The sequence below is a fragment of the Glaciimonas sp. OK215 genome, assembly GCF_057787885.1.
This window is the reverse complement of the sequence record NZ_CM173544.1, coordinates 2012658-2037000: the sequence shown is the minus strand read 5'-3', so window position 1 is coordinate 2037000 and position 24343 is coordinate 2012658. Positions and strand designations below refer to the sequence as shown.

Sequence of the window (24343 nt, the reverse complement as noted above, 5' to 3'; positions counted from 1 at the left end):
GGCATTGCGCACAGGTAAAAATGCCGGGTTACTGATCAAAAAAGCGCTACGCTCATCCCGCGGATCGCGCAGGGTCGCGCCAGGTCAACGATGCGTCGCAATGGGTCGATCCACCGAAGGCACTCGCCTGTAACTTGTGCTCTGGATGCTCTGTCCAAACCGAGAAAGTCGATCATGACCTGCCCCCCGCCTACACCACCAGCGCCATACCCACTGTCCCCCGAACTGGCGGCCTTCGTCGCGCGCACCACCGCGCTCTCTGCCAGCGAGAATAACCTGGCAGCCCAGCGTGAAGCCTATCTGCACATGTGCCGTGCATTCACGCCGCCGCGCCCGGCGGGTGTCAGCGCCACCGATCTGCTCCTTACCGTCGCCGAGCAATCTGTTCCGGTGCGCCGCTATTGTCCGCCGGGTAAAGCACCCCGCGCCGGCTGGCCTTGCCTGATCTACCTGCACGGCGGCGGCTTCGCCCTGGGTAACCTGGACTCGCACGATTTCATCACCGCCGCACTCACGGCGACCCTGCAGGCGATGGTCATTGCCGTCGACTATCGCCTTGCGCCGGAACATCCCTTTCCCGCAGCCTTTGACGACAGTCTTACGGTCTGGCGCGCACTGCGACGCCAATCCGCTGCGCTTGGCATCGATCCCGGCAGGATTGCGGTATCAGGCGACAGCGCCGGCGGCAATTTAGCGGCGGCCTTGTGCGTAGCGCTACGCGACGCCGGCGAGCCGATGCCCACCGGACAAGCCTTGATCTACCCAATACTTGCCAGCACGCCGATGGCACCCGCCTGCCACCAGCACGCCGACGCGCCGCTGCTCTCCATGCGTGAAAGTGCCTACTTCCGCAGTCTTTACGTGGCCGATGCCACGCTCCATAACGATCCCCGTGTCGCGCCGCTCACCGCCAAACGCTTCGACCGCTTGCCGCCCGCTTTTGTCGCGGTGGCCGAGTTCGATCCGCTGCGCGACGATGGTGTGGAATATGTCAAACGGCTGCGTCAGGCCGAGGTGGCGGCCGCACTCCACTTCGGCCACGGATTGATGCACGGCTGCCTGCGTGCCCGCGGCCTCAGCCCGGAAGTCGATCAACTGTATGATGCGTTGGCGGCGGCGCTGGGCCGTTTTCTTGCAGCGCCGACCTGATCCTGCAGAGAGAGTATCCAAAGGCGAGCACTCCCATCCAGCTATCCTTGCGCCAACGCCCCGACAGTTAGTCCGCCGTCAGCTCGGGCAAGCCGGAGAACAACACCAGACATTCGGGGTTGGCGAGGGCTTCCTTGTTCTTCACCTCTTTTCCGTTGATCACATCCCTCACCGCGAGCTCGACCGTTTTGCCGGTCCTGGTTTTGGGAATATCTGCGATCTGCAGGATCACCGCAGGCACATGACGCGGCGTCGTATTGCTGCGGATCTGCCGGATAATGTGCGCCTTGAGCATGGCGTCAAGCACCATGCCCGGCTTCAGCTTGACAAACAACACGACCCTGACGTCGCCGCCCCAGTCCTGTCCAACCACAACGGAATCCAGTACCTCTTCCAGCGCTTCCACCTGCCGGTAAATCTCCGCGCTGCCGATGCGTACTCCGCCAGGATTCAACACGGCGTCCGAGCGGCCATGGATCACGATGCCGCCGTACTGCGTGACCTCAGCCAAATCGCCTTGATGCCACACTCCTGCGAAACGGTCGAAGTAAGCAGCTTGATATTTCGATCCGTCAGCATCGCTCCAGAAGCCGACCGGCATCGATGGGAATGGCGAACAGCACACCATGTCGCCGCTTGCACCGAAAACTGGACGGCTGTCGTCGTCGACTATCCGGACGTCCATACCGAGACCGATACACTGTAGTTCGCCGGGACGTACCGGCAGAATGGGGCAACCGAGGGCGAAGCAGGAAATGATATCCGTGCCGCCCGAAATCGAGGCCAGACACAGGTCGCTTTTGATGGCTTCATACACGAAATCGTAGGCTTGCGGTGCCAATGGCGAGCCGGTTGAATACATCACGCGCAAGGCCTCGAACGCATATGCATCCTTCGGCAGCATGCCGCTTTTCCTTAGCGCATCGATATACTTTGCGGAGGTGCCAAAGTGGGTGATTTTTTCTTCTTCGACCATTTCCAGCAATACGCGCTCATCTCTTGCAAAGGGCGAGCCGTCATACAGGTAAAGTGTCGCTCCCAGCGCAAGACCTGAGGCCAGCCAATTCCACATCATCCAGCTGCAAGTCGTGTAATAAAACAGCCGATCGTGTGGCTTCAGGTCGCCGTGCAGGGAATGTTCCTTCAGGTGCTGCAGCAGCGTTCCGCCGACACTATGCACGATGCATTTCGGAATGCCGGTAGTGCCGGAAGAAAATAGAATACAGAGCGGATGAGCGAACGCAACGCGGCGGAACCGGATGTCAGCGGCAATCGTGTTCTGCTGATAATCGGACCACAACACTTGCGCAGCTTGACGATCAACAGCGTGCGCCGGTCCGATGAATGGAATGACGACAACCCGCAGAAGCGCTGCGCAGCCGGCGGCAATTTCAGCCACTTTATCGCCAACCAGATGAATCTTGTCAGCGTAGCGATAGCCGTCCACGGTAAACATGACTTTGGGTTCCAGCTGGCCAAACCGGTCGATCACGGCGCTGGCGCCATAGTCCGGCGAGCATGACGACCATATCGCGCCTAAACTGGCGGTTGCCAGCATGGCTATCATTGCTTCAGGAATATTTGGCAGGTAGCCGACTACGCGGTCCCCTGCGCCTACGCCCGTTTTTTCCAGCGCTTGCGCAGTGCGCGACACCTGCTCGTACAATTCGGAAAACGTCAGCGTGCGTCGCTGCTCCGGCAATTCACCCCGGAACACGATGGCGACACCGTCGTCGCGCCGGCGTAACAGATTTTCAGCGAAATTCAGCTGCGCTTGAGGAAACCATTTCGCATCCTTCATCGTGGCGCCGCGCTCTAGCACCGGACCGTCGAAGCCCTCGCCAATGACGCCGCAAAAGTCAGAGACCGCACGCCAGAAAGCCTCCGGGTTCCGGATCGACCAGCGATGCAGATCGCCATAATCCCCGATCTGCAGCGCATGCTGTTGTTGTTGCCTTCGCATAAATGCCGTCATATTGGCTTGTTCAATCCATGCGGCGCTCGGTTCCCAGATCGGTAATGCGGCAAGTTGGTTCATTGCTGTCCTTCATGTCTAAGTATGCAAGATCACCGACAAGTCAAAACGCCTCGCGTTTCCCGCGAGGCGCTTCTCTGCCGGCAATTGCCGGCGACCTGTTAAAACTTATGGCGCATGCCAATCCGCACAGCCGATTGCGTACTGGTACTTGATGGCTCGAAGCTATAACCGATGACCGCATTGGTATTGCTCGATGCCGTCAAATAATCCGCCGAGGCATACACAGCGGTACGCTTGGAAAGACTGTAAGTCAGCCCCGCACTCAACTGATTCCAGCGCGATGCTTCAAACGTCGTGTGCTGATAACCCAGCACGCCCAGCATGGCCGGCGTCAGCTGATACGTTCCGCCAATTTCTTCCACACGCATTTGCGAAGATTGACCAAAGCCCTTGAATTTCGTATCGGTGAAGTTGCCCATCAGCGCGAATGGTCCAAAGACATATTGCGCACCGATCGCGAAGATGCCCTGGCTATCGACCTGGAACGGGTTGCTGGCATACAAGTCGGTGACCGCGCCGGTGACCGGATCCACCGTGGCGACTTGTTGCCCCAGGAACGATTTGACGCCGATCGCCGCGAACGGATCGAGCGCGGCGACGCCCGACGGATTATTCAGGCGGGTATACGCGACGCCGGTGGTGAACGGGCCGTTGACGTAATGCGCACCGGCGCTCCAGGCACTCCCGGCATGCAGGTTACCGGCCACCTCGCCAAAGGAATACATGCCGCCGTAGGTGAAGCCGTTAAGATTGGCGCTGGAGAACTTGACCGAATTCTTCAGCCGGTCAAGATTGAAGCGGTCGAAGTCGCCTTGGTGGATGGCGTAACCGCTGGCGTAGGCGCTGACGTTGAATTCCTCGGCGTAATCCGCAATGAAGTCGTATTGATTGCCCAGGGTGAGAGCGCCCCATGGATTCTCCAGTCCGACATAGGCTTGCCGGCCGAACAAGGCGCCCCCCTGCCGCAGCGCCCCGGTGCCGAGGTGAAAGCCGTTCTCCAGGACGAATACGGCCTTGGTGCCGCCGCCCAGATCTTCCGTGCCCTTGAATCCCAGCCGATTTCCCAAACTGACGCTATCGTCGAATTTGGTGTTGCGGGCACCGCCCTCGTTGCTGACGGAGGTGATCCCGCCATCGAGGACACCGTACATGGTGACATTGCTTTGCGCCTGCGCCATGCTCGAAAAGGCACCCAACGATGCCATCAAAATGAGTGTCTTCTTCATTGTTCCGTCTCCTGAAAATATTTTTAATAATTGGTTAATTGAATTGATGCGTGCCCTGATGCGCGAAAAAATTCACGCGCGCTTTTACCATCCGGCCTTATGCCAGACGAATCACCCTGCCCGCATATTTCGGCTGCGGCAGCCGGCTATGCGCCGCGGCGATCGCCTGCACACGCGCCATCACCTCCGGATCAAACGCTGCCGATTTTGGTCCGCGTATGTCAACATGCAGCAACATTTGCTCACTGACCGAAACCGGCTCCGAAGCCCCCGGCAGATACATCGCGTGATAAATATGCAAGCGCTTGGCATCGTGCCCGAGCAACTGCGTTTCGATCCGCACTTCGGCACCGTCTTTGACTTCCTGCAGATAATTGATGTGGCTTTCCAGCGTGTAGACGGAACTGTGGCTGCGCGCCCGCCCGGCTTCATCAAGGCCGATATAGTCGATGAGCGCGTCCGTCGCGAAACTGAAAATCAGCAAATAAAACGCATCACGCAAATGCCCGTTGTAATCGACCCACTCAGAGCGCACCAGCTCACGATGTAGCGTCAGCGGTGCGGCATGGGCCGTGGCAGTGAGGTTGTTCATTTCAATCCTCGAATTCGAAGCCGTGCCGCGATTTCGCATGCGTGACGGCATCGAGCACGCTGATGATGCAATCGTCGCGATAACGCTCCAGCTCCTTGATCGAACGTCCGCCCTGCTGTTCGGTGGTGCCATCCACCACGCGGTCGATTAATTCGTCGGTCAGCTTCGGCGCAACCAGTTTGGTCCATGGCAATTCCAGCGCTGGCCCGAATTGCGCCATGAAGTGCTTCATGCCGGCATCGCCGCCGGCCAGCGTATAGGTCAGGAAGGTGCCCATGAAAGACCAGCGAATCCCGGCGCCAAAGCGAATTGCATCATCGATTTCACCGGTGGTGGCGACGCCTTCATTGACCAGATGCAGGGCCTCGCGCCACACCGCTTCCAGTAAACGATCGGCAATGAAGCCCGGGACTTCCTTGCGGACCCGCAGCGGCCGCATGCCGAGTTCGGTGTAGATCTGGATCGCTGCGTCAATCGCCTCTGGCGCGGTATTGATGCCGCCCAGGACTTCCACCAGGGGCAGCAAATACACCGGATTGAATGGATGGCCGACCACGCAACGCTGCGGCCCGATGGCATCCTTATAGAAATCGGACGGCAACAAACCCGAGGTGGACGACGCGATGATGGCACCCGGTTTCGCCGCTGCGCTGATTTGCGCATGCAGCCGGATCTTCAGGTCTTCGCGCTCGGGTGCGCTCTCCTGAATAAAATCGGCGTCCTGCACGCATTCTTCTATGGTGGCGACAAACCGCAGGCGCGATGGCGATGCGTCCTGCTTCAGGCCGACCCGCTCCAGCGCGGGCCAGGCATTCGCGACACGTGCGCGCAGTTCCTGCTCCGCGCCGGGAGCCGGGTCCCAGGCCACCACGTCCAGGCCATGCGCCAATGCGCGCGCGACCCAGCCGCTGCCGATGACGCCGGCGCCGATGGCGGCAAAGGTTTTGATGTCGGTGATGAGTGCGATGTTACTGTTTGCCACTTTGAATTCCTCGTCAGGCTAGTTGGTTTATGTTGGCTATACGCAAAAATAAGGCGGATGAGGCTGTGCTTACCAAGCACGGCGCGCAGTCAATGGTGTTGAGAACCTGCGCACTTATCCGCGCTTCACCAAACCCAGCTTCTTGCGGCCTTCTTCCGGCGTCAATGTCCGTGCGCCGAGCTTGCCGATCAGGTCAACCGCGCGCTCTACCAGGCTGCCGTTGCTGGCGTACACACCTTTGTCGAGCCAGATGTTGTCTTCCAGCCCGACCCGTACATTGCCGCCCAGCAGCACCGCCTGCGCCACCATCGGCATCTGCATCTTGCCGATCCCGAAACCGGCCCAGATCGCGCCCGGCGGCATGTTGTCGACCATTGCTTTCATGCTGGTGGTATCGGCTGGCGCACCCCACGGGATTCCCAGGCACAGCTGGAACAGCGGCGCATCGCCCAGCAACCCTTCCTTCACCATCTGCTTGGCGAACCACAGATGACCGGTGTCGAAGACTTCCAGCTCCGCCTTGACGCCGAGTTCCTGTATGCGTTTGGCGCCGGCGCGTAACTGGTTCGGGGTCGAGACGTAGATATAATCGCCATCGCCAAAATTCAGCGTGCCGCAATCCAGCGTGCAAATCTCCGGCAGTAGTTGCTCAACGTGGATCAGGCGGGTCAATCCGCCGACCAGATCGGTACCGGCGCCGAAGCGCATCGGCTCTTCGCCGGGGCCGATCTCCAGATCGCCGCCCATGCCGGCGGTGAGATTCAGGATCATGTCGACACCGGAATCACGAATCCGGTCGACCAGTTCGTAATACAGCTGCGGGTCGCGGCTGGGTTTGCCGGTTTCCGGATTGCGCACATGGCAATGCACCACGGTGGCGCCGGCCTTGGCTGCCTCGACTGCCGCTTCAGCGATCTGCTTGGGCGTAACGGGGATCGCCGGATGGCGGCCGACGGTGTCGCCGGCACCGGTTACAGCACAGGTAACGATCACTTCATTGTTCATTTAAAAACTCCATAAGCAGGGTCAGGCTAACCTGATGCATTGGTTAGCCCGAAGGTTGATTGTGTAGATTGAGATTGGCTTATGGCTAGGCAGGCGGATCGCGCTGCCTATCGCTATAGGCCGAGATACTTTTTAACCGCTGGCAGACCATCTTTTCCGTCAAAGGTTTTGACGCCGGTCAGCCATTTATCGAGCAACTGCGGATTCTTCTTGAGATAGGCTTTCGCAACGCTGTTCGGTTCGGCTTTGTCCATGATCGACGCCATCAAATGATTTTCCATGTCCGTGTTGAATTCGAGATTCGAGACCAGTTTGCCGGCGTTCGGGCAACGCTCCATGTAGTCGGTGGCCACCAGCGTGTAGACTTTGGCTTCGCCGAAATTCGGGCCGAATACGGTGTCGCCGCCGGTCAGATACGTCAACTTCATTTGCAGATTCATCGGATGCGGCTCCCAGCCTAGAAACACGACCCATTTTTTCTGACGGACGTCGCGCTGGACCTCGGATAACATGCCGGCTTCGCTTGATTGCACCAGTTTGAAATCACCAAGTCCGAATTCATTCCTGTCGATCATTCCCTGAATCTTGGCGTTCGCACTGCTACCGGGTTCGATGCCGATAATTTTTCCATCCAGTTCCTTCTTGTATTTGGCGATATCCGCGATGCTTTTTATCCCGCCTTCGGCGACATAATCAGGGACTACCAGCGTGGCCTTGGCACCGACCAGATTCGGACGTTCCAGTACGACCAGATTCTTGGCCTTCGCAAGCGGCTCCACCATTTGCGTTTGTACCGGGCTCCAGTAACCGAGCGAGATATCGAGCTGCTTACTCTTCAATCCGGCAAACGAAATCGGCACCGACACGATGGTCTTGGTGGGGTTGTAACCGAGTCCGGAAAACAGCGTCGCCGCCACACCGGTCGTTGCCGAAATATCAGTCCAGCCGATATCGGCGAAGCGAACGTTATGACAACTATCTGGCTCTAGCGCAAATGTCGATGTGGAAATAACACCCAGCACAGCTAACAGGAAAGAGCTGGCGAGTTTAAAAGATGGCTTCATAGTGTCTCCGGATAAATATGAAATTTTTGGTAATGGCACACAAGATCGGATACGGTCAGTACGACGGGCATTCTTGTTTAGCTCCCATATCCTCTACTCTTAAAGGGGGCTTCCCGGGAGTGATATCGCACGATTGCCGTTGTCAGTAATGTACCTGCGGCAATCTGGCGCAAATCGACCAATTGCGACCTTTCGTAGGGTTGAGGCGACCTTCGCCGCAAATAGGTGGCCCACGGACAGCGGCAGTCGGAATCTGGCTAAAATATGTCGTAATCTGGCTAGGCCATGCAACAACCGAACGGTAGCTTGTATTAGCAGACCACCAGAATCCAACCTCAACTCAGGCCTTATGAATAATTCCGCTCCCGCCATATTGACGTTTGCGCCTGCCCGGCGACCTGAGCCGGAGGACATTTACTTTCTATTGCTGCCTGAGTTTTCCGTGATGGGTTTTGTGTCGGCGCTCGAGCCGTTGCGGGTGGCGAATCGCTTTGGCAGCAATCCTGGGGGGAATTTATATCGCTGGCATATCCTGAGTATAGACGGCGGTCCGGTCGCCGCAAGTAACGGCATGTCGATCAACGCCGATGCCGCGTTTGCCAGCGTCAGCAACGCCGCCACCGTATTCGTGATCGCAGGCTTCAATCCGCTGGAGCATTACTCGGCGGCAATCGGCACGTGGCTGCGCGGACTGGAACGCAAACAGGCGACCTTGGGCGCGATCGACACCGGCTGCTTCGTGCTGGCGGAAGCCGGTCTGTTTGATCAAGGAAACAAGCAGGAAAACCCGCAATCGAAAATCACGCTGCACTGGGAGGCGGTAGCCGCCTTTCAGGAGCGCTTTCCGGCATTGCAGGTGTCGCAGGAATTATTTGAGATAGGCAACCGGCGCATCACCTGCGCAGGCGGTACGGCCTCCATCGACATGATGCTGGAGTTGATCAGCCGCAAACACGGTCACGCATTGGCGACCACGGTCTCCGAACAATTTGTGCTGAGCCGGATACGCAACCAGTCGGATCACCAGCGCATGCAGATTACGGCACGCTATGGCATCCACAACAAGAAAACCATACAGGTCATCAGTGTGATGGAACAGCACACTGAAGAACCGCTCTCCAGCGACCAGCTGGCGGCGTCCATCGGTGTGACCCGACGCCAGCTGGAACGCCTGTTCTGTACGCACCTGAAAGATACGCCCAACCATTTTTACCTCTGTTTACGGCTGGATCAGGCGCGCCAATTGCTGCGCCAGACCGAGATGAGCATTATGGCGGTGAGCGTGGCCTGCGGATTTGAATCGCCGTCCTATTTCTCGCGCGCTTATCGCACGCATTTCGGGCGCAGTCCGAAACACGACCGCAACGACAACGCCGGAGCGGAAGCACGTTGATGAGGCCAGACTACGCGTGCAAAATCTGACTATGGAATTTCAAATGATCTTCCATGAACGTCGAAATAAAGTAATAGCCGTGATCGTAGCCGGGATGGCGGCGCAAAGTCAGCGCTTGCTGCGCTTGCCGACATGCGGCCTCGAACCGCTCCGGCAGCAACTCCACATCCAGGAATTTATCGCTTAAGCCCTGATCGATCAGAATGTCTTGCGGGAACGGCATATGCGATGTTTGCATCAGCGCGGTGGCGTCGTACTGACCCCAGGCAGACTGATCCGCTCCCAGATAATTGCCGAAAGCCTTTTGCCCCCAGGGACAATGACTTGGCGCCACAATCGGTGCGAATGCCGACACCGAACGATAAATGTCGGGATTGCGTAACGCCAGCACCAGTGCGCCATGGCCGCCCATCGAATGGCCGAAGATGCCGATACGATCGGCGCGTGCCGGGAATTCCGTCAGGATCGTCGCGCGCAGCTCATGCACCACGTACGAATACATCCGGAAATGCGCAGACCACGGCGCCTGAGTGGCATCCAGATAAAAGCCCGCGCCATTGCCGAAATCCCAGCTCTCTGCGACGCCATCGATACCGGTATTGCGCGGACTGGTATCCGGCGTCACCAGCATGATGCCGTGCTCGGCGGCATAACGCTGCGCGCCGGCTTTGATCATGAAGGTTTCTTCGGTACAGGTCAGGCCTGCCAGAAAAAACAACACCGGCACCGGCCCGGATTTCGCCTGTGCCGGTTGAAATACCGAGAATTGCATCGCCAGACCGATCTCTTTCGAGACATGTCGATAAAACCCCTGGGTGCCGCCGAAGCAGCCATGTTCGCTGATGCGTTCGATTGTCATGGCCCTAGAACTCCACCACCGAACGAATCGATTCGCCGCTCTTCATCAAATCGAAGCCTTCGTTAATCCGTTCCAGCGGCAATTTGTGGGTAATCAGGTCGTCGATGTTCAACTTGCCTTCCATGTACCAGTCGACGATTTTCGGGACATCCGTCCGCCCGCGCGCGCCGCCGAATGCCGAGCCCTTCCAGACCCGGCCGGTCACCAGCTGGAACGGCCGCGTGCTGATTTCCTGCCCCGCCGCCGCCACCCCGATCACGATCGATTGCCCCCAGCCCTTGTGGCAGCATTCCAGTGCCTGACGCATGGTATTGACGTTGCCGATGCATTCAAAGCTGTAATCGGCGCCGCCGTCGGTCAGGCCGATAATCGCATCCACAACGTTTTCCACTTTGCCTGGATTGATGAAGTGCGTCATGCCGAATTTTCGCGCCATCGCTTCCCGCGCCGGGTTCAGGTCGACCCCGATGATCTTGTCGGCGCCGACCATGCGTGCCGCCTGGATCACATTCAGTCCGATCCCGCCCAGACCGAACACCACCACATTCGCTCCGGCTTCCACTTTGGCGGTAAACAATACCGCGCCAACGCCAGTGGTGACGCCGCAGCCGATGTAGCAAACTTTATCGAATGGCGCGTCTGAGCGTATCTTGGCCAGGGCGATTTCCGGCACCACGATATAGTTCGAGAACGTCGAGGTACCCATGTAATGGAAAATCGGCTTGCCATCAATCGAGAAGCGGCTGGTGGCGTCCGGCATCAAGCCGCGTCCCTGGGTAGAACGGATCGATTGGCACAGATTGGTCTTGCGCGACAAACAGAATTTGCATTCGCGACATTCCGGCGTGTACAGCGGAATGACGTGATCGTCTTTCTTCAGACTCTTGACGCCGGGACCGGTCTCGAGCACCACACCGGCACCTTCGTGGCCCAGGATAGCGGGGAATATTCCTTCAGGATCGGCGCCCGACAAGGTGTAGTAATCGGTGTGGCAAATACCGGTGGCCTTGATTTCAACCAGCACCTCGCCTTCGCGCGGCCCGCCCAGCTCGACTTCTTCGATGGTCAATGGTTGTCCGGCTTTCCAGGCTACGGCTGCTTTGGTTTTCATGTCTTGTCCTTTGGCGTTGATTAACTTAAATGCTAGGGGCAATTATTCAGGTTTTTTCCCTGCCATGCCTATTCTCCGGCGTCGCGTATTTTGCTGAGCGCGTCGTCAATACGTTCCACACCGATGACTGTCAAACCTTCGATTTTTTGTTTCGGCACGTTCGATTTGGGAATCATCGCCATCGAGAATCCCAGTTTGGCCGCTTCGCGCAAGCGCTCCTGGCCGCGCGGCGCGGGCCGGATTTCGCCCGCCAGCCCGACTTCGCCAAACACCACCAGGCCGCGCGGCAATGGTTTGTTGCGCATCGATGAATTAATCGCCAGCAATACCGCCAGATCGGCCGCGGGCTCGGTAATTTTGACGCCGCCCACCGCATTGATGAAAACATCCTGATCGAACGCCGCGATCCCGGCATGGCGATGCAAGACGGCGAGCAGCATGGCCAGTCGATTTTGTTCCAGACCGACCGACAGACGACGCGCATTCGGCAAATGCGACGCATCGACCAGGGCCTGGATTTCCACCAGCAACGGGCGCGTGCCTTCTTGCGTCACCATCACGCACGAACCCGCTACCGCGACATCGTGCTGCGACAGGAATAATGCCGAAGGATTCGACACACCCTTCAGGCCTTTTTCGGTCATGGCAAACACACCCAGCTCATTGACCGCGCCAAAACGATTCTTGACCGCCCGCACCAGACGGAAGCTGGAATGAGTGTCGCCTTCAAAGTACAGCACGGTATCGACAATATGCTCGAGTACCCGCGGCCCGGCCAACGCCCCTTCTTTGGTGACATGGCCGACCATGATGATGGTGATGTCGGACTGCTTGGCGACGCGCGTCAGTTGCGCCGCGCATTCGCGTACCTGCGCCACCGAGCCGGGGGCCGAGGATAGCGCATCGGAATACACGGTCTGAATCGAGTCGATCACCACCACTTCCGGCTTGTGTTCGAACAAGGTATTGAGAATTTTTTCGAGCTGGATTTCCGCCTGCAGCTTGAGATCCCTGGCATCCACCGCAAGCCGTTTGCCACGCATGGCGATTTGCGCACCGGACTCTTCGCCGCTGACGTACAACACTTTCTTGATGCGCGACAGATTCGCCAGCGCCTGCAATAGCAAGGTCGACTTGCCGATGCCGGGATCGCCGCCGATCAGCACCACGCCGCCGGCCACCAGGCCACCGCCGAGCACGCGGTCGAATTCTTCGATGCCGGTGCCGAAACGCGGCACATCGATCGCATCGATTTCCGCCAGACTGACCACCGGCGCGGTCTGCGCCAAGCCTTGATGCTGATTTGAAAAGCGATTGCCGGCGGCCTCGATGATGGTTTCCACCAGCGTATTCCACTGACCGCAGGCCGGGCATTGCCCAGTCCATTTGTTGGCGACGCCGCCGCATTCGGAACAGGTATAGTTGGTTTTCGCTTTGGCCATCTGAAATCAGGCCTCTGCGATCCGGACCCGAAGCGCGACAGCGCACAGCAACTCATAGCCGATAGTGCCAGCGGCGTGCGCCACCTCATCGACCGATAAGCCCTGGCCCCACAACAGGACCTGGCTGCCGACCCGGGCACCGGGAATATGCGTCAGATCGACCGAAATCATGTCCATCGATACGCGTCCAACCGTGCCGGTCCGCACACCGTCGACCAGCACCGGCGTGCCAGTCGGCGCGTGACGCGGATAACCGTCGGCATAACCGCAGGCCACCACGCCTATCGTCATCGGTTCGGCCGACACAAAGCGGCTGCCGTAGCCAACCGCTTCGCCTGCGGCAATTTTCTGAATACCGATAATCTCGCTGGTCAACGTCATTGCCGGGCGCAAGCCGAACGATTCCGCAGTATCGCCGCCGGGTGTCGCACCGTACAGCATGACACCGGGCCGCACCCAGTCGGAGCGCAATTCGGGATGCATCAGGTCGGCGGCAGAGTTGGCGATGCTATGTTCGCCAGGAAGGCCGGCGATCCCGCGCTCAAAGCGCGCAACCTGTTGCTGTAACGGCAGTCCCGGGTTGTGCGGATCGTCGGCGTTCGCAAGATGGGTCATTAACGTAATATTGCCTATCTGCGGCAACGCACGCAGACGTTCATGGGCAGCATGGTAGGCTTCGGGCGGGAAGCCCAGGCGGTTCATGCCGCTGTTCATTTTCAAATGCACGTTCAGCTTGGACGACATCTGCTGCGCCGGCAAAAATTGCTCAAGCAATGCGATCTGCTCAACGCAATGCACGGCAGTTTCAAGCCGCGCCGCGACGACGGCCTCAAGGTCGGCAGCATCAAAAAACCCTTCCAGCAGCAAAATCGGCTTTTGCCAGCCAAGTTCGCGCAGACGCACGGCATACTCCGGCTCGATCAATGCCAGGCCATCGGCCTCGGCGAAGCCGCGCAGCCCGCGCTCCAGGCCATGTCCGTATGCGTTAGCCTTAAGTACTGCCCAGACTTTGGAATGCGGCGCCCGTGACTTGGCGATGCGCAGGTTATGTTGAAGAGCGGAAATATCAATAGTCGCGACGATTGGCCTTGGCATGAGGATTTTATCTAATGAATTTTGATGAAGGCACTATTTTACCGGATGCGACGCCAACACGAATCATCGCACACCTCTCCAGTGCATTTAACCAAATCGCGTCAGATCAAACTTCTCCCTAACCATTTGGAATGACATGCCGCCTTAATCGCTGAGCGCTCATATTTTCATGGTATAAAGCATGCCGGGGACATTAAGTTACAGTTTAAGATGCGAATGAATCGCGGTTTTTATACCATCATGGCGGCGCAGTTTTTTTCTTCGCTGGCCGATAACGCCCTACTCATAGCGGCGATTGCGTTATTGATAGAAATGTCGTCACCGACCTGGATGACGCCGTTACTCAAATTGTTTTTTGTCCTGTCTTACGTGCTGTTGGCGCCTTTTGTCGGCGCGTTTGCCGATTCGCTGCCTAAGGGCCGCGTCATGTTCCTGACCAACATGATCAAGATCCTGGGTTGCGTGATGATGTTTTTCAGCGTGCATCCGCTGCTGTCCTACGCGATGGTCGGCTTCGGTGCGGCGGCGTACTCCCCGGCCAAATACGGCATTCTGACCGAACTGTTACCCGCCGAAAAACTGGTCGCCGCCAACGGCTGGATCGAAGGCTTGACGGTCTCCTCGATCATTCTTGGCACAGTGATGGGTGGCGCGCTGGTCAACCCGCACGTATCCGCCGTTCTCCTGACGCTGCATGTGCCGGTACTGAACTGGAGTCCGAATACACCGACCCAGGCAGCCCTCAGCGTTATCGCTGTGCTGTATGTGGTCGCCACCATGTTCAATCTGAAGATTCCCGACACCTGCGTACGTTATCCGCATCAGGAGCGCAACCCGATCAAGCTGGTCGCCGACTTTGCCAAGTGCAATAGCATCCTGTGGAAAGACAAGCTGGGGCAGATTTCTCTCGCCGTCACGACGCTGTTTTGGGGTGCCGGAGCGACACTCCAATTCATCGTTCTCAAATGGGCCGAGAAATCGCTCCATATGCCGCTCGATAAAGCCGCCATTCTGCAAGGCGTGGTAGCGGTCGGCGTTGCTTTCGGCGCCATTGCGGCGGCCCGCTTCGTGCCATTGAAGAAGTCATTGTCGGTGATGCCGATGGGTATCGTGATGGGTCTGGTGGTGATGTCCATGACGCTGGTGCACTCGATCTGGATCGCCTATCCGTTGCTGGTGCTGATCGGCGCCCTGTCCGGCTATTTTGTGGTACCGATGAACGCCCTGCTGCAGCATCGCGGCCACGTCCTGATGAGTGCGGGTCACTCGATCGCCGTACAAAATTACAATGAAAATCTGTCGGTGCTGACCATGCTGGTGCTGTATGCGCTAATGGTAAAGCTGGACATGAACGTCAATCTGGTCATCATCATGTTTGGCCTGTTCGTTGCCGGGACCATGTTTTTGGTCATGCGCAAGCACGCTGCAAATCAACGAGAACATGATTCGCTGGCCCTGATCGGTGAACGGAAGCACTAAACGGTTGTGTAGGCCTCCCGGAATGATGAAGGCCGGCAGGATGATCAGGCAGCGGCCGCGATCTTGACCGTCGCCAGGCGTCGCGTTGCGGCGGCGCGCGCAGACCAATCGTCCGGCACCACAAATCCGCGTCTAAGCTCCAGCCCCTCGTCACCATATGCGCCCAGTGTTGCCAGCATCAGCGGCGCGCGGTCATGCGCAAAATGCGCCTGCAAGGCCTGCCGCGCTTCGGCACCGCTGAGCGCATCTTTAAGCATCGCCTTTGCCGGCGCGAGCCAGCGCAGCCTTGGCAGAATCAGATAGTGCGCAGCCTCATCGATCTCCATCAACGACAACGGACACCAATAACCGCGACAATGTCTATCCGACACACCGAGCGCGGCCGGAACAACAAATCCCTGATCCTGATAAAACAGCCAGCCTTTCACCAGCGCTTGTGCAGACACCACCGGCTCGGTCAAATAGTCCTGCGCAGCCGGATGTTGGGACAACACCAATTGGCGACGAAAAATTTTCTGGATTTTTTCACCTAGCGAATCCGACAGATTGGGACCGACAAAGTCATCGGCGACAAGACTGGCGCCACTGGTTTCCAGCAAATAAAATTTGGTCGCAAACTCCCAATGCACCAGTCCGCCCGGCTGTCGCAACAGGAAGTCAAACTCACCGACCGTGCCACCGTTTCCGGCTCTCACCTGCAAGCCATGCGCTACCAGCATCTGCTGTTGCTGAAAATAAAACGCCATCAGCTTTTCGGCATACAAGCCGAGACGGGTCGACAACAGACTGCCGATAAACGCATGCAAGGCCAGGCGCTGTTCCGGTTCGCTATCGAGCGCTTGCAGCCATGTGGCCGTGTTTTGATACTCGCCATCATCTGCAGCGGCGATATGGGCGACCTTGCCCTGCCATTGCGGCGCATGCAGATCCAGCAAATCGGGCGCATCCAGCAACCATGCGAGTGCCCGCACGTGCGGATCATTGAGGTGGTTCCAGCGCTCATGAAATTGCGCCTGGAAAGCACCCAGCGCACCCGGCGATGCTTGCGGAACAGCCTGGGAAAGCTTATTCGGCGGCGGGCGCATAACTACTCATCGCCAGGCACAAATCGCTCCACACCTTGGCTTTGTCTGCCGGTTTGCGCAACAGATATGCCGGGTGATAAGTCACCACCAGCGGCAGGTCAGCATAGCGATGTATCGTTCCTCGCAGTTTGGAGACCGGTGTCATCGGGTCGAGTGCCAGCAGCGACAATGCCGCCGTCTTACCCAGCGCGACCAATACGGTGGGCTGAATTAGCGCGATCTGACGCTGCAGATATGGCAGACATGCGGCAACCTCTTGCGCCGATGGCGGCCGGTCACGGCCGTTGTCGTCGGTCGGACGACATTTGACGATGTTGGCAATGTAGGCATTCTCACCGCGCCTGACGCCCATTGCCGCCAGCATGTTGTCGAGCAGCTTGCCGGCAGGCCCGACAAATGGTTCGCCCTGCTGATCCTCTACACGACCCGGCCCTTCACCGATGAATAACCATTTGGCGCGTTCGTCGCCAACACCGAAGACAGTATGCTCACGGCCATGGCACAAGCCGCAACGGGTGCATTCTGCTACTGCGGCCTTCAACTGCCGCCAGTCCATACCTGCCGGATTCGCCAATGGCGTTGCGGTCTCGGACGCAACGCTGCGCAGAACCGGCTTGGGCGTCGCAACAGGCGCCTCCGATGCCGTATCTTCCCAGGCTGACATCGCAGCGTCGACTACCAAGGCCTGCGCTGTCTTTGGTATTGGCGTTGGCACAGTATTGGTTGACGGCTCGACTTCGATTACCGCAGGCGCAGGCGGCACCGCCACCGACATCTCCGCCGGCGTTACTTGCTCTGCAGTCTGAATATACCGACGCACCCAGAGCGGGCCTACGCCGCACTCATCCATGAAAACCGCGCGTCGTGCCAGCGTATTCATAGCGACAGCCTCATCACGATTGCGTCTTCACGGCTCTCGCCGGCAGCAGGATAATATGCCGGTCGTATGCCGATTTCAACAAAGCCATAGCGCTGATAAATCCTGATCGCACGCTGATTCGATGGCCGCACTTCCAGCAACACCGATGTCATGGCATGCTCCCGCGCCAGCGTCACGACCTTGTCGAGCAGCTGCTTGCCGATGCCGTGCCCGTGCAGATCGCCGTGAACGCTGATGTTCAACAAGTGCGCTTCATCGACCACTGACATCACAAAAAAATAGCCGATCAGCCGTTGACTGGCATCGCGCAGGGTCCAGCACTGATAGCCGCTATCGATCGAGTCGACAAAATTACCGTAAGTCCAGGGATGCGAATACACCCGATTTTCGATGTCCACCACCTGATCCAGGTCGTCAATCGACATGGGTGCGAAAGACAGCGGCAAGGCCAGCGTACTTACCGCGCCTAGACTGGCACTCATGCTGACACCTTGGCGGCGCGCTCAGCCGTACGCTCAGCCGTGGTCAGTGCCACCTTGTTGCGCAGATAAAGTGGCTGCGCCTCCGCTGCAGGCAAACCTGATCCTTGCTGAAACGCTTTCAAGCCAAGTTGTGCAATCTGACGCGCATGCGGCATCAGCGCAGGTTTGGCATCCGTGGCAAATGCCGCGGCAGCAAACAGTTCCGCATAAGCAGATAAGCCGTTGCCACAGGCCAGCACGCTGTTTAGCGGCAATACCTGCGCGGGCGCCGACAGCGTTGGCTCAACCACAACTTGCCAGCTCCCATCGGCGTAGCGGTATTGTGCCCAATACACCTCGCCCATGCGCGCATCCAGCACGCTCAAGACCTCCGTCGCACCATGCGCCTCATGACAAGCCTGCGCCATTGCCTCCAGGGTCACTATCGGCAACACCGGCAAGCCAGCGCCGAACGCCAGTCCCTGCACAATGCCGCAAGCGGTACGGACGCCGGTAAACGAACCGGGACCGACACCGAATGCCAGCGCATCGCACTGTGCCAGGCCGATACCGGCCTCTGCCAACAGGCTTTGCACCATCGGCAGGATGGTTTGCGAATGCGTTTGAACACCGGCAGATTCGCGGCTAATTACCCGACCGTCGCGCAATAGCGCAGCGGAGGCGAGCTCGGTGGAGGTTTCGATGGCAAGAATAATCGGCATAGGCCGTATTTTACCGCGCCAGGCCGTGCTAGCGCAGGGTTCTCACAGTGACGGCTGAATTAATTTGCCGGAACGACATCATGCGCCACCGTAAACTGTCGGCTGCGCGCCCTGGCGACGCCTAGTCACGGTAAAATGCGCCCATGTCCATTTTGATTATCGATAATGACAATCGCCCGCAACTCGCCCAGATTCTGGCCGATGACGGCTGGGTGGTCGCTTGTCTGTGTGCCGCCTGGTGCGGTAGTTGCCGCGAATACCAGGCCAACTTTGCGCTACTGGCCCAACGGCACCCGGATATCCGGTTTGTCTGGATAGACATTGAGGATCAGGCCGACCTGATGGACGACCTCGACGTCGATAATTTCCCTACCTTGCTGATTCAGCGTGGCCAGATTGTGACGTTTCTGGGCCCGGTTGAACTTGACCTGAGGCTGGCCGAAAGAATATTTTTGGCGCAATACCAAAAAAGCCCGGCCGAACTGGCTGCTGAAGCGCACAGCAGCGCGGAACGCCGCAAATGGCAAAGCGACGGCAATTTGCTATTACGGCTACAGAAATCGGCTTAAACAGCCACTTAAGCAGCCAACCAGGGATCGCGATCCGGATGCGGGAACTGCGCCATCATAAAATCGACAAAGCTGCGTACCTTGGCCGACAACAGACGCCTGCTTGGATAGACCAATTGCACCGAGACCTTGCTGATTTGATGCTCTGGCAATAAGCGCAGCAGCTTGCCGGTCACCAGATCATCCCCGAGCGAATAGGAACTGCGCATGGCAATGCCCATTCCGGCCAGGGCGCAGTGGCGCAACAGATCCGTATTATTCGACACCACCTTGCTGGTAATCGGTACCGTGGACACGCCGTCCGGCGACTGAAAGCTCCAGTGATGGCGCAGATGCTCCAGAGCAAAATTCAAGCATGCATGTTGCATCAGGTCTTCCGGCAGTTGCGGCGCACCGTGCTGCCGTATGTAATCAGGCGATGCACACAATAACACTTCAGCAATGCCCAACTGACGCGCCACCATGCTGACATCGAACTTCTGATGCACAGTAAAAATACCGACATCAAAACCTTCCTCGACCAAATCAACAGTGCGATCCGACATCGTCACATCCAGCATCACGTCCGGATATTGCATCGAATATTGCGGCAGCAAGCGTGCCAATTGCGTTTGTCCGAAACCAATATGGGAATAGATATTCAAGGTTCCAGCCGGTTTTTTGGACAGCGCTGAAGCAATCGCATCGGCCTCGTCGATCTCGGCCAGAATGCTGCGCACACGCTCGAGGTAAGCCTGCCCGGTTTCAGTCAATGACATTCTGCGCGTGGAGCGATTCAACAGGCGCGTGCCAAGATGGTTTTCCAGATCCGCGACGTGGCGCGTGACGACCGCGTTGGACAACTCAAGGACTTGCGCGGCACCGACAAAACTGCCCTGCTCCACCACTTTTGAAAAAACCCGCATCGACTGTAAACGATCCATATCCTGGCTAACCCTTCATCTCACCGATTCTCTCACGTCGAGAATTTCATCAACAGCAACCATGTATGCCATCGTCGGAATTTAATTTCACATCAACAATGCATAGAATGCAACAGAGTGAGCACTATTCAAGCGCCGGCGTGGCGGCATGACACCCCAGCCGCCGATTAACGCCGCCGTTACTCCGACGCCCGCACCGAGACCGCCGAATAGGCAGCGACGACGCGTTTTTTTCTGCACTGGCTGATTTCGCATGGTGATCTTCCGACATATCTGGTGGGCGCCAATAGTATTCCCCAATGCTGCCGCCGGATGGAAGCTTCAGCTAGCGCAGCGACGCCATCACGGCCACACCCAACGCTATCAACGCCAACACCAGGGAAATGCCTGCTAGCCCATTGGCCCACCGCACCTTTGCCTGCGCTGCCAACACTTCCTGTTCGAGCGCCGGAACCGCCGTTTTCAATTGTTCGGCAAGCGCCTTGACGTCTCGAATATTCTGTAGTGAGGCATTTTGCAGTTCGGCCACCTGCTCCTGCAAAATCTCTATCTGGCTGGCTGCGCTGCTACCCTTGCGCCTGGTAAAAGCCGGCTTGGCGACGGCGATGATATCACCGAGGTAGGGAAGAATCGCTTTTGCTACCGGAAGCCAATCGGCCATGTGTTTTTCTCCCTCTGTTTTCGAATATTTAACCTCATCCCGCGATCCGGCATCAAAAAATTTGCACTTCGCTAGGCGTAGTGTCACCGGGATGCAGCAAACGTCCGGCAGCAATCGTTATCGTCTGCCGGCACTGCATCGCAATCGAGCTGTCATGCGTTACCAGCACCAGCGTCGAACCGCGCTCCTGATTCAGGTCAAACATCAATTGAATCACCGCATCGCCAGTGGCGGCATCCAGGCTGCCGGTAGGCTCGTCAGCAAACAATAGCGGTGGCTCCGTCACAAAAGCGCGTGCCAGCGCGACCCGCTGCTGCTCGCCGCCGGACAGGTATTTTGGATAGTGACGCAGGCGGCTTGCCAGCCCGACGCGGCCCAGCATGGTTTGCGCTTTTTCTTTGGCATCGGCATCACCGCGCAACTCCAGCGGCAACATAACGTTTTCCAGCGCATTCAAATGACTTAACAATTGAAATGACTGGAACACGAAACCGAGCTTTTCCTTGCGCACACCGGCACGCCCGTCTTCATCCAAAGCAAAAATATCCACACCATCAATCCTGACGGTGCCGCTCGATGGGGTATCCAGACCGGCCAGCAGTCCCAGCAAGGTCGACTTGCCAGACCCGGAAGCGCCGACAATCGCCAGCGTAGTGCCGGCCCGAACGGTAAAATTGATGTCGTTCAGTATCACCAGCTGACCGCTGGCGTCGGCAACCCGCTTGGTCAGGTTTTGCGCAACGACCGCAAAGTCGGCGGCTGGCGTGGTAGCTTGCACATTGCAAGAATCAATCGAAGGGGATATCGGCATGCAGTTTATCGGCAGGAAGTTCGAAAATATTATTCGGAGCTGGCGCGGGCAGCCATCATTTAAGCCAGGTCGACCAGGCAAAGTCAACCACACCCTGCGCCGCAGCGTTTTGCTGGCTGGCATGCTCGGCGTGTTCGGTATGCTACCGGCAACAAGCGCCCATTCTGCATCAAAATCGGTTCTGGTGTTGGGCGATAGCCTATCAGCGGAATATGGTCTGGCTCGCGGCAGCGGCTGGGTCGCCCTGCTACAGCAACGCCTGCAGGCCGAGCATATCGACTTCAACATCACCAACGCCAGTATCAGCGGCGAAACCACCAGCGGCGGCTATGCCCGTCTCCCGGCGCTGCTGCTGCAACGCCCGAATATCGTCATCATCGAACTTGGGGCGAATGATGCACTACGTGGTCTGCAACTGAAAGCCACCGAAGCCAACCTGCGTGCGATGATCGCCGCGGCACAAAAAGCCAGTGCCAAAGTGCTGCTGGTCGGCATGCGTATCCCGCCTAACTATGGGCGCGACTATACAGAGAAATTTTTCGGTATATATTCAACCGTGGCAAAACAGAGCAAGGTGGCGCTGGTGCCGTTTCTATTGGAAGGTGTCGCCGATAAACCCCAGTTGTTTCAGGCTGACCGCATTCACCCGATCGCGCAAGCGCATCCGATCATATTGAATAACGTCTGGCAGAAGTTGGAACCCTTAATCAAAACGACGACGCCGGCAACAAAATAAACACTGTCATCCGCTTGTTTTCCAAAGTTGCTGCAACATAAAAAAGCCACTTCACAGTGGCTTTTTTATGTTGCATTAATTTGCTTTATTTCGATGCTGAGTTGTCAGTGCCCGCAGCGCTGGCAACTGCCGGCTTCAGGATTTTCGCCTTGGCTTTTTGCTTCAGGACCTCAACATAAGCAATCATTTCCTGCTGCGCCAATGCCGACGATACCTGCTGTTGCTCAGCCTGACGACGGGCCTGATCGACCGTGGCTGGCTGCGCTACCTTACCGATGCGATAGATTGCATAGCCCTGTTCCGGCAAGGCTACGCCAACGTATGCGAGCAACTTGCTGACATCGGCTTTCATCACTGCATCAAATACCTCAGGTGCAATGCCTTGATGCTTCACGCGTGAAATCGTCTTGGCGTCGGCAAAACCGGCAGCATCATCTTTAGCCTTCAGCGCGGCCAATTTTTCTTCGCCGGCCTTTTTGGCGAACTCGGCTTCTGCGATCTGGGTTACTTTGGCGCGTACCGTTTCCTTCACTTCGTCAAATGCACGCCTGGTGACCGGCTTGTAGCTGATCACGTGTCCGGCGACCAGCGTATTTGGCGCAACTTCAATTGCCTCGGTGTTGTGTTTGTTCTTTACAGACTCGTTCGAGAACAACGCCTTCAGGAATTTCTCATTGTTGTACGGTACTGTCGGCGCAACCGCAGGATTAGGATGACGTCCCAGATCCGACACAGTCTGGATAGTCAGTTTCAACTTGTCAGCGGCCGGCTTCAGGCTATCGGCCTGTTCGTAGACAGTATTGCTAAACAGCTCGGCCAGTTCGGCGAATTTTTTAGTCGCCAGCTGATTTTTAATTTCGGCGGCGATATCAGCCTTGACCTGTTCCAGAGGCTTGACTTCAGCTGCCTTAATGCCGGTCAACTGAATGATGTGATAGCCATAATCCGACTCAACCAGATCACTGATCTCGCCCTGCCTCAATTTCAGCGCAGCATCGGAAAATGGTTTCACCATCATTCCTGCGCCGAAGTAACCCAGATCGCCACCTTGTTCAGCAGAGGCCGTATCTTGCGAATTCTCTTTGGCCAGCCTGGCGAATTCCGCCGGATTCTTGCGCGCTTGTGCCAGCAAGCTTTCAGCCTTGGCTTTGGCCGCTGCTTTGTCGGCAGCAGAAGCGTCTTTTTTGACTGCAATCAAAATATGGCTGGCGCGACGTTGCTCATGTGTCGAGTAACGCTGCAAATTCTGCTCATAATACGACTTGATATCAGCATCGTTGACCGTCACTTGCGCGGCTACTGCAGCGCTGTCAAGCACGACATATTCTGCTTTGACTTGTTCAGGAATTTCAAACTGCTGGCCATTCTTTTCGTAATACGCCTTCAGCATGTCATCCGTGACTTTGACCTGCGAGGCGTAATCGGCAGTCTTGAGCAACAACTCCTGAACCTCGCGCTCCTCGTCGTTGATATTCGAGAAGCGCAATGCCAGCGACTTTGGCGCAAACGCAGTGGTTTGTATCGCAGCAGTCAATTGCTGCAGCGCCAGATCCTGGCGCAGGCCGGCTTCATACATTTTTGGCGTGGTGCCTTGTGCAGCCAGCAGCGCACGGTATCTTTCGTTATCGAATTTACCGTCGGCGCCGTGCAATTCAGGAATACCAAGTAGTGTCTGCTGCAATGTCAGATCGGACACCATCAGATGCTCGCGGGTCACCGCCGCCAACTGCGCGCGCTGCGCAACCAGGTTATCCAGAATACTTTGCTTGGCCGCTGGCGTGTCAAACATATTCGCATCGAACTGGGCGCCCAACATTTGTCGCATGCGCTCCATTTGCTGACGCTGTGCGGCATCCCATTCCTGCTGCGTAATTGACTGGCCGGCGACTTTCGCCACGGTATTGGCACTGTCACCAAAACTGCTATAGCTTTGCAAGCCGACGAGAGCGAAAGAAGGGATGATCAACAGCAGCAGCAGAAACTGCATCAAGCGTTGATGGGAGCGAATAAACTCAAACATGGTCAGCCAATCAAAGACAGATTGCTAAAATCACTAGCAC

The 24343-nt window shown here is 57.3% G+C and carries 24 protein-coding genes; 5 read left to right on the top strand and 19 right to left on the bottom strand.

Features of this window, described 5'->3' with window-relative positions; translation table 11 throughout:
* Positions 1–174 precede the first annotated feature (174 nt).
* The gene (locus tag AC3CHX_RS09190; protein ID WP_488643728.1) at positions 175–1149 is read left to right on the top strand and encodes an alpha/beta hydrolase; all 975 of its coding nucleotides are present in this window, start codon (positions 175–177) and stop codon (positions 1147–1149) included.
* Between the two features lie 67 nt (positions 1150–1216).
* On the opposite strand, the gene AC3CHX_RS09185 is transcribed toward AC3CHX_RS09190, so the two are convergent.
* From AC3CHX_RS09185 to AC3CHX_RS09160, 6 genes are all read right to left on the bottom strand, one after another.
* Positions 1217–3187: an acetoacetate--CoA ligase gene (locus tag AC3CHX_RS09185; RefSeq protein WP_488643727.1), complete on the bottom strand. Its 1971-nt coding sequence runs from the start codon at positions 3185–3187 to the stop codon at positions 1217–1219.
* A 98-nt stretch (positions 3188–3285) separates the two neighbouring features.
* Positions 3286–4413: a porin gene (locus AC3CHX_RS09180; RefSeq protein WP_488643726.1), complete on the bottom strand. Its 1128-nt coding sequence runs from the start codon at positions 4411–4413 to the stop codon at positions 3286–3288.
* A gap of 97 nt (positions 4414–4510) precedes the next feature.
* Positions 4511–5005, bottom strand: a complete 495-nt coding sequence (locus AC3CHX_RS09175) for a thioesterase family protein (RefSeq protein WP_488643725.1) — start codon at positions 5003–5005, stop codon at positions 4511–4513.
* A 1-nt stretch (position 5006) separates the two neighbouring features.
* Positions 5007–5972 carry an L-carnitine dehydrogenase gene (locus tag AC3CHX_RS09170; RefSeq protein ID WP_488644775.1) on the bottom strand — a complete coding sequence of 322 codons (966 nt, stop codon included), beginning with the start codon at positions 5970–5972 and terminating at the stop codon, positions 5007–5009.
* Positions 5973–6101: 129 nt separating this feature from the next.
* Entirely contained in the window at positions 6102–6992 is an 891-nt protein-coding gene (gene cdhC / locus AC3CHX_RS09165) for a 3-dehydrocarnitine:acetyl-CoA trimethylamine transferase CdhC (protein WP_488643724.1), read from the bottom strand.
* A gap of 113 nt (positions 6993–7105) precedes the next feature.
* The gene (locus AC3CHX_RS09160; protein ID WP_488643723.1) at positions 7106–8056 is read right to left on the bottom strand and encodes a choline ABC transporter substrate-binding protein; all 951 of its coding nucleotides are present in this window, start codon (positions 8054–8056) and stop codon (positions 7106–7108) included.
* A gap of 349 nt (positions 8057–8405) precedes the next feature.
* Here AC3CHX_RS09160 and AC3CHX_RS09155 point away from each other — a divergent pair, with 349 nt between their 5' ends.
* Positions 8406–9449: a GlxA family transcriptional regulator gene (locus AC3CHX_RS09155; RefSeq protein ID WP_488643722.1), complete on the top strand. Its 1044-nt coding sequence runs from the start codon at positions 8406–8408 to the stop codon at positions 9447–9449.
* Positions 9450–9459: 10 nt separating this feature from the next.
* Here the strand turns inward: AC3CHX_RS09155 and fghA are convergent, their stop codons facing one another.
* From fghA to alr, 4 genes are all read right to left on the bottom strand, one after another.
* Positions 9460–10308, bottom strand: a complete 849-nt coding sequence (gene fghA, locus AC3CHX_RS09150) for an S-formylglutathione hydrolase (RefSeq protein WP_488643721.1) — start codon at positions 10306–10308, stop codon at positions 9460–9462.
* A 4-nt stretch (positions 10309–10312) separates the two neighbouring features.
* Positions 10313–11419, bottom strand: a complete 1107-nt coding sequence (locus AC3CHX_RS09145; RefSeq protein WP_488643720.1) for an S-(hydroxymethyl)glutathione dehydrogenase/class III alcohol dehydrogenase — start codon at positions 11417–11419, stop codon at positions 10313–10315.
* A gap of 68 nt (positions 11420–11487) precedes the next feature.
* Positions 11488–12861: a DNA repair protein RadA gene (gene radA / locus AC3CHX_RS09140; RefSeq protein ID WP_488643719.1), complete on the bottom strand. Its 1374-nt coding sequence runs from the start codon at positions 12859–12861 to the stop codon at positions 11488–11490.
* A 6-nt stretch (positions 12862–12867) separates the two neighbouring features.
* Positions 12868–13956 (bottom strand): alanine racemase, encoded by a 1089-nt coding sequence (gene alr / locus AC3CHX_RS09135; RefSeq protein ID WP_488643718.1) that lies wholly within the window; start codon positions 13954–13956, stop codon positions 12868–12870.
* A 216-nt stretch (positions 13957–14172) separates the two neighbouring features.
* Here alr and lplT point away from each other — a divergent pair, with 216 nt between their 5' ends.
* Entirely contained in the window at positions 14173–15435 is a 1263-nt protein-coding gene (lplT, locus tag AC3CHX_RS09130) for a lysophospholipid transporter LplT (protein WP_488643717.1), read from the top strand.
* 44 nt (positions 15436–15479) lie between these two features.
* Here lplT and AC3CHX_RS09125 read toward each other — a convergent pair whose 3' ends face one another.
* Genes AC3CHX_RS09125 through tsaB form a run of 4 tightly spaced genes read right to left on the bottom strand, consistent with a single transcriptional unit; the run spans position 15480 to position 18583 of the window.
* Complete coding sequence (locus tag AC3CHX_RS09125; RefSeq protein ID WP_488643716.1) at positions 15480–16520, bottom strand: DUF1853 family protein; 1041 nt, start codon at positions 16518–16520, stop codon at positions 15480–15482.
* Positions 16501–17400, bottom strand: coding sequence for a uracil-DNA glycosylase (locus AC3CHX_RS09120; RefSeq protein ID WP_488643715.1), 900 nt, complete (start codon positions 17398–17400; stop codon positions 16501–16503). The genes AC3CHX_RS09125 and AC3CHX_RS09120 overlap by 20 nt, the downstream gene beginning before the upstream one ends.
* Positions 17397–17882, bottom strand: coding sequence for a ribosomal protein S18-alanine N-acetyltransferase (rimI, locus tag AC3CHX_RS09115; RefSeq protein WP_488643714.1), 486 nt, complete (start codon positions 17880–17882; stop codon positions 17397–17399). The genes AC3CHX_RS09120 and rimI overlap by 4 nt, the downstream gene beginning before the upstream one ends.
* The gene (tsaB, locus tag AC3CHX_RS09110) at positions 17879–18583 is read right to left on the bottom strand and encodes a tRNA (adenosine(37)-N6)-threonylcarbamoyltransferase complex dimerization subunit type 1 TsaB (protein ID WP_488643713.1); all 705 of its coding nucleotides are present in this window, start codon (positions 18581–18583) and stop codon (positions 17879–17881) included. Before tsaB ends, rimI begins: the two co-directional genes overlap by 4 nt.
* A gap of 143 nt (positions 18584–18726) precedes the next feature.
* On the opposite strand from tsaB, the gene AC3CHX_RS09105 reads away from it, so the two are divergent.
* Entirely contained in the window at positions 18727–19152 is a 426-nt protein-coding gene (locus tag AC3CHX_RS09105; protein WP_488643712.1) for a thioredoxin family protein, read from the top strand.
* A gap of 8 nt (positions 19153–19160) precedes the next feature.
* Here AC3CHX_RS09105 and AC3CHX_RS09100 read toward each other — a convergent pair whose 3' ends face one another.
* From AC3CHX_RS09100 to AC3CHX_RS09085, 4 genes are all read right to left on the bottom strand, one after another.
* Entirely contained in the window at positions 19161–20075 is a 915-nt protein-coding gene (locus AC3CHX_RS09100; RefSeq protein ID WP_488643711.1) for a LysR family transcriptional regulator, read from the bottom strand.
* A gap of 87 nt (positions 20076–20162) precedes the next feature.
* Positions 20163–20330: a hypothetical protein gene (locus AC3CHX_RS09095; protein ID WP_488643710.1), complete on the bottom strand. Its 168-nt coding sequence runs from the start codon at positions 20328–20330 to the stop codon at positions 20163–20165.
* 70 nt (positions 20331–20400) lie between these two features.
* Entirely contained in the window at positions 20401–20736 is a 336-nt protein-coding gene (locus tag AC3CHX_RS09090) for a hypothetical protein (protein WP_488643709.1), read from the bottom strand.
* A gap of 52 nt (positions 20737–20788) precedes the next feature.
* Positions 20789–21547 carry an ABC transporter ATP-binding protein gene (locus AC3CHX_RS09085; RefSeq protein ID WP_488643708.1) on the bottom strand — a complete coding sequence of 253 codons (759 nt, stop codon included), beginning with the start codon at positions 21545–21547 and terminating at the stop codon, positions 20789–20791.
* A gap of 121 nt (positions 21548–21668) precedes the next feature.
* Here AC3CHX_RS09085 and AC3CHX_RS09080 point away from each other — a divergent pair, with 121 nt between their 5' ends.
* Entirely contained in the window at positions 21669–22283 is a 615-nt protein-coding gene (locus AC3CHX_RS09080; protein ID WP_488644774.1) for an arylesterase, read from the top strand.
* An 85-nt stretch (positions 22284–22368) separates the two neighbouring features.
* Here the strand turns inward: AC3CHX_RS09080 and AC3CHX_RS09075 are convergent, their stop codons facing one another.
* On the bottom strand, positions 22369–24303 hold the full coding sequence (locus tag AC3CHX_RS09075; RefSeq protein WP_488643707.1) for a SurA N-terminal domain-containing protein: 1935 nt from the start codon (positions 24301–24303) through the stop codon (positions 22369–22371).
* Between the last annotated feature and the right edge of the window lie 40 nt (positions 24304–24343).

What these genes read in the sequence shown, in the direction of transcription:
- radA (WP_488643719.1), bottom strand. Translation starts at nt 12,861, where the DNA reads ATGGCCAAAGCGAAAACCAACTATACCTGTTCCGAATGCGGCGGCGTC.
- AC3CHX_RS09185 (WP_488643727.1), bottom strand. Translation starts at nt 3,187, where the DNA reads ATGAACCAACTTGCCGCATTACCGATCTGGGAACCGAGCGCCGCATGG.
- AC3CHX_RS09160 (WP_488643723.1), bottom strand. Translation starts at nt 8,056, where the DNA reads ATGAAGCCATCTTTTAAACTCGCCAGCTCTTTCCTGTTAGCTGTGCTG.
- AC3CHX_RS09095 (WP_488643710.1), bottom strand. Translation starts at nt 20,330, where the DNA reads ATGCGAAATCAGCCAGTGCAGAAAAAAACGCGTCGTCGCTGCCTATTC.
- AC3CHX_RS09180 (WP_488643726.1), bottom strand. Translation starts at nt 4,413, where the DNA reads ATGAAGAAGACACTCATTTTGATGGCATCGTTGGGTGCCTTTTCGAGC.
- AC3CHX_RS09125 (WP_488643716.1), bottom strand. Translation starts at nt 16,520, where the DNA reads ATGCGCCCGCCGCCGAATAAGCTTTCCCAGGCTGTTCCGCAAGCATCG.
- AC3CHX_RS09100 (WP_488643711.1), bottom strand. Translation starts at nt 20,075, where the DNA reads ATGGATCGTTTACAGTCGATGCGGGTTTTTTCAAAAGTGGTGGAGCAG.
- fghA (WP_488643721.1), bottom strand. Translation starts at nt 10,308, where the DNA reads ATGACAATCGAACGCATCAGCGAACATGGCTGCTTCGGCGGCACCCAG.
- AC3CHX_RS09145 (WP_488643720.1), bottom strand. Translation starts at nt 11,419, where the DNA reads ATGAAAACCAAAGCAGCCGTAGCCTGGAAAGCCGGACAACCATTGACC.
- AC3CHX_RS09080 (WP_488644774.1), top strand. Translation starts at nt 21,669, where the DNA reads ATGCTCGGCGTGTTCGGTATGCTACCGGCAACAAGCGCCCATTCTGCA.
- AC3CHX_RS09105 (WP_488643712.1), top strand. Translation starts at nt 18,727, where the DNA reads ATGTCCATTTTGATTATCGATAATGACAATCGCCCGCAACTCGCCCAG.
- AC3CHX_RS09155 (WP_488643722.1), top strand. Translation starts at nt 8,406, where the DNA reads ATGAATAATTCCGCTCCCGCCATATTGACGTTTGCGCCTGCCCGGCGA.
- cdhC (WP_488643724.1), bottom strand. Translation starts at nt 6,992, where the DNA reads ATGAACAATGAAGTGATCGTTACCTGTGCTGTAACCGGTGCCGGCGAC.
- tsaB (WP_488643713.1), bottom strand. Translation starts at nt 18,583, where the DNA reads ATGCCGATTATTCTTGCCATCGAAACCTCCACCGAGCTCGCCTCCGCT.
- rimI (WP_488643714.1), bottom strand. Translation starts at nt 17,882, where the DNA reads ATGAGTGCCAGTCTAGGCGCGGTAAGTACGCTGGCCTTGCCGCTGTCT.
- alr (WP_488643718.1), bottom strand. Translation starts at nt 13,956, where the DNA reads ATGCCAAGGCCAATCGTCGCGACTATTGATATTTCCGCTCTTCAACAT.
- AC3CHX_RS09090 (WP_488643709.1), bottom strand. Translation starts at nt 20,736, where the DNA reads ATGGCCGATTGGCTTCCGGTAGCAAAAGCGATTCTTCCCTACCTCGGT.
- AC3CHX_RS09175 (WP_488643725.1), bottom strand. Translation starts at nt 5,005, where the DNA reads ATGAACAACCTCACTGCCACGGCCCATGCCGCACCGCTGACGCTACAT.
- AC3CHX_RS09085 (WP_488643708.1), bottom strand. Translation starts at nt 21,547, where the DNA reads ATGCCGATATCCCCTTCGATTGATTCTTGCAATGTGCAAGCTACCACG.
- AC3CHX_RS09075 (WP_488643707.1), bottom strand. Translation starts at nt 24,303, where the DNA reads ATGTTTGAGTTTATTCGCTCCCATCAACGCTTGATGCAGTTTCTGCTG.
- AC3CHX_RS09120 (WP_488643715.1), bottom strand. Translation starts at nt 17,400, where the DNA reads ATGAATACGCTGGCACGACGCGCGGTTTTCATGGATGAGTGCGGCGTA.
- AC3CHX_RS09190 (WP_488643728.1), top strand. Translation starts at nt 175, where the DNA reads ATGACCTGCCCCCCGCCTACACCACCAGCGCCATACCCACTGTCCCCC.
- lplT (WP_488643717.1), top strand. Translation starts at nt 14,173, where the DNA reads ATGAATCGCGGTTTTTATACCATCATGGCGGCGCAGTTTTTTTCTTCG.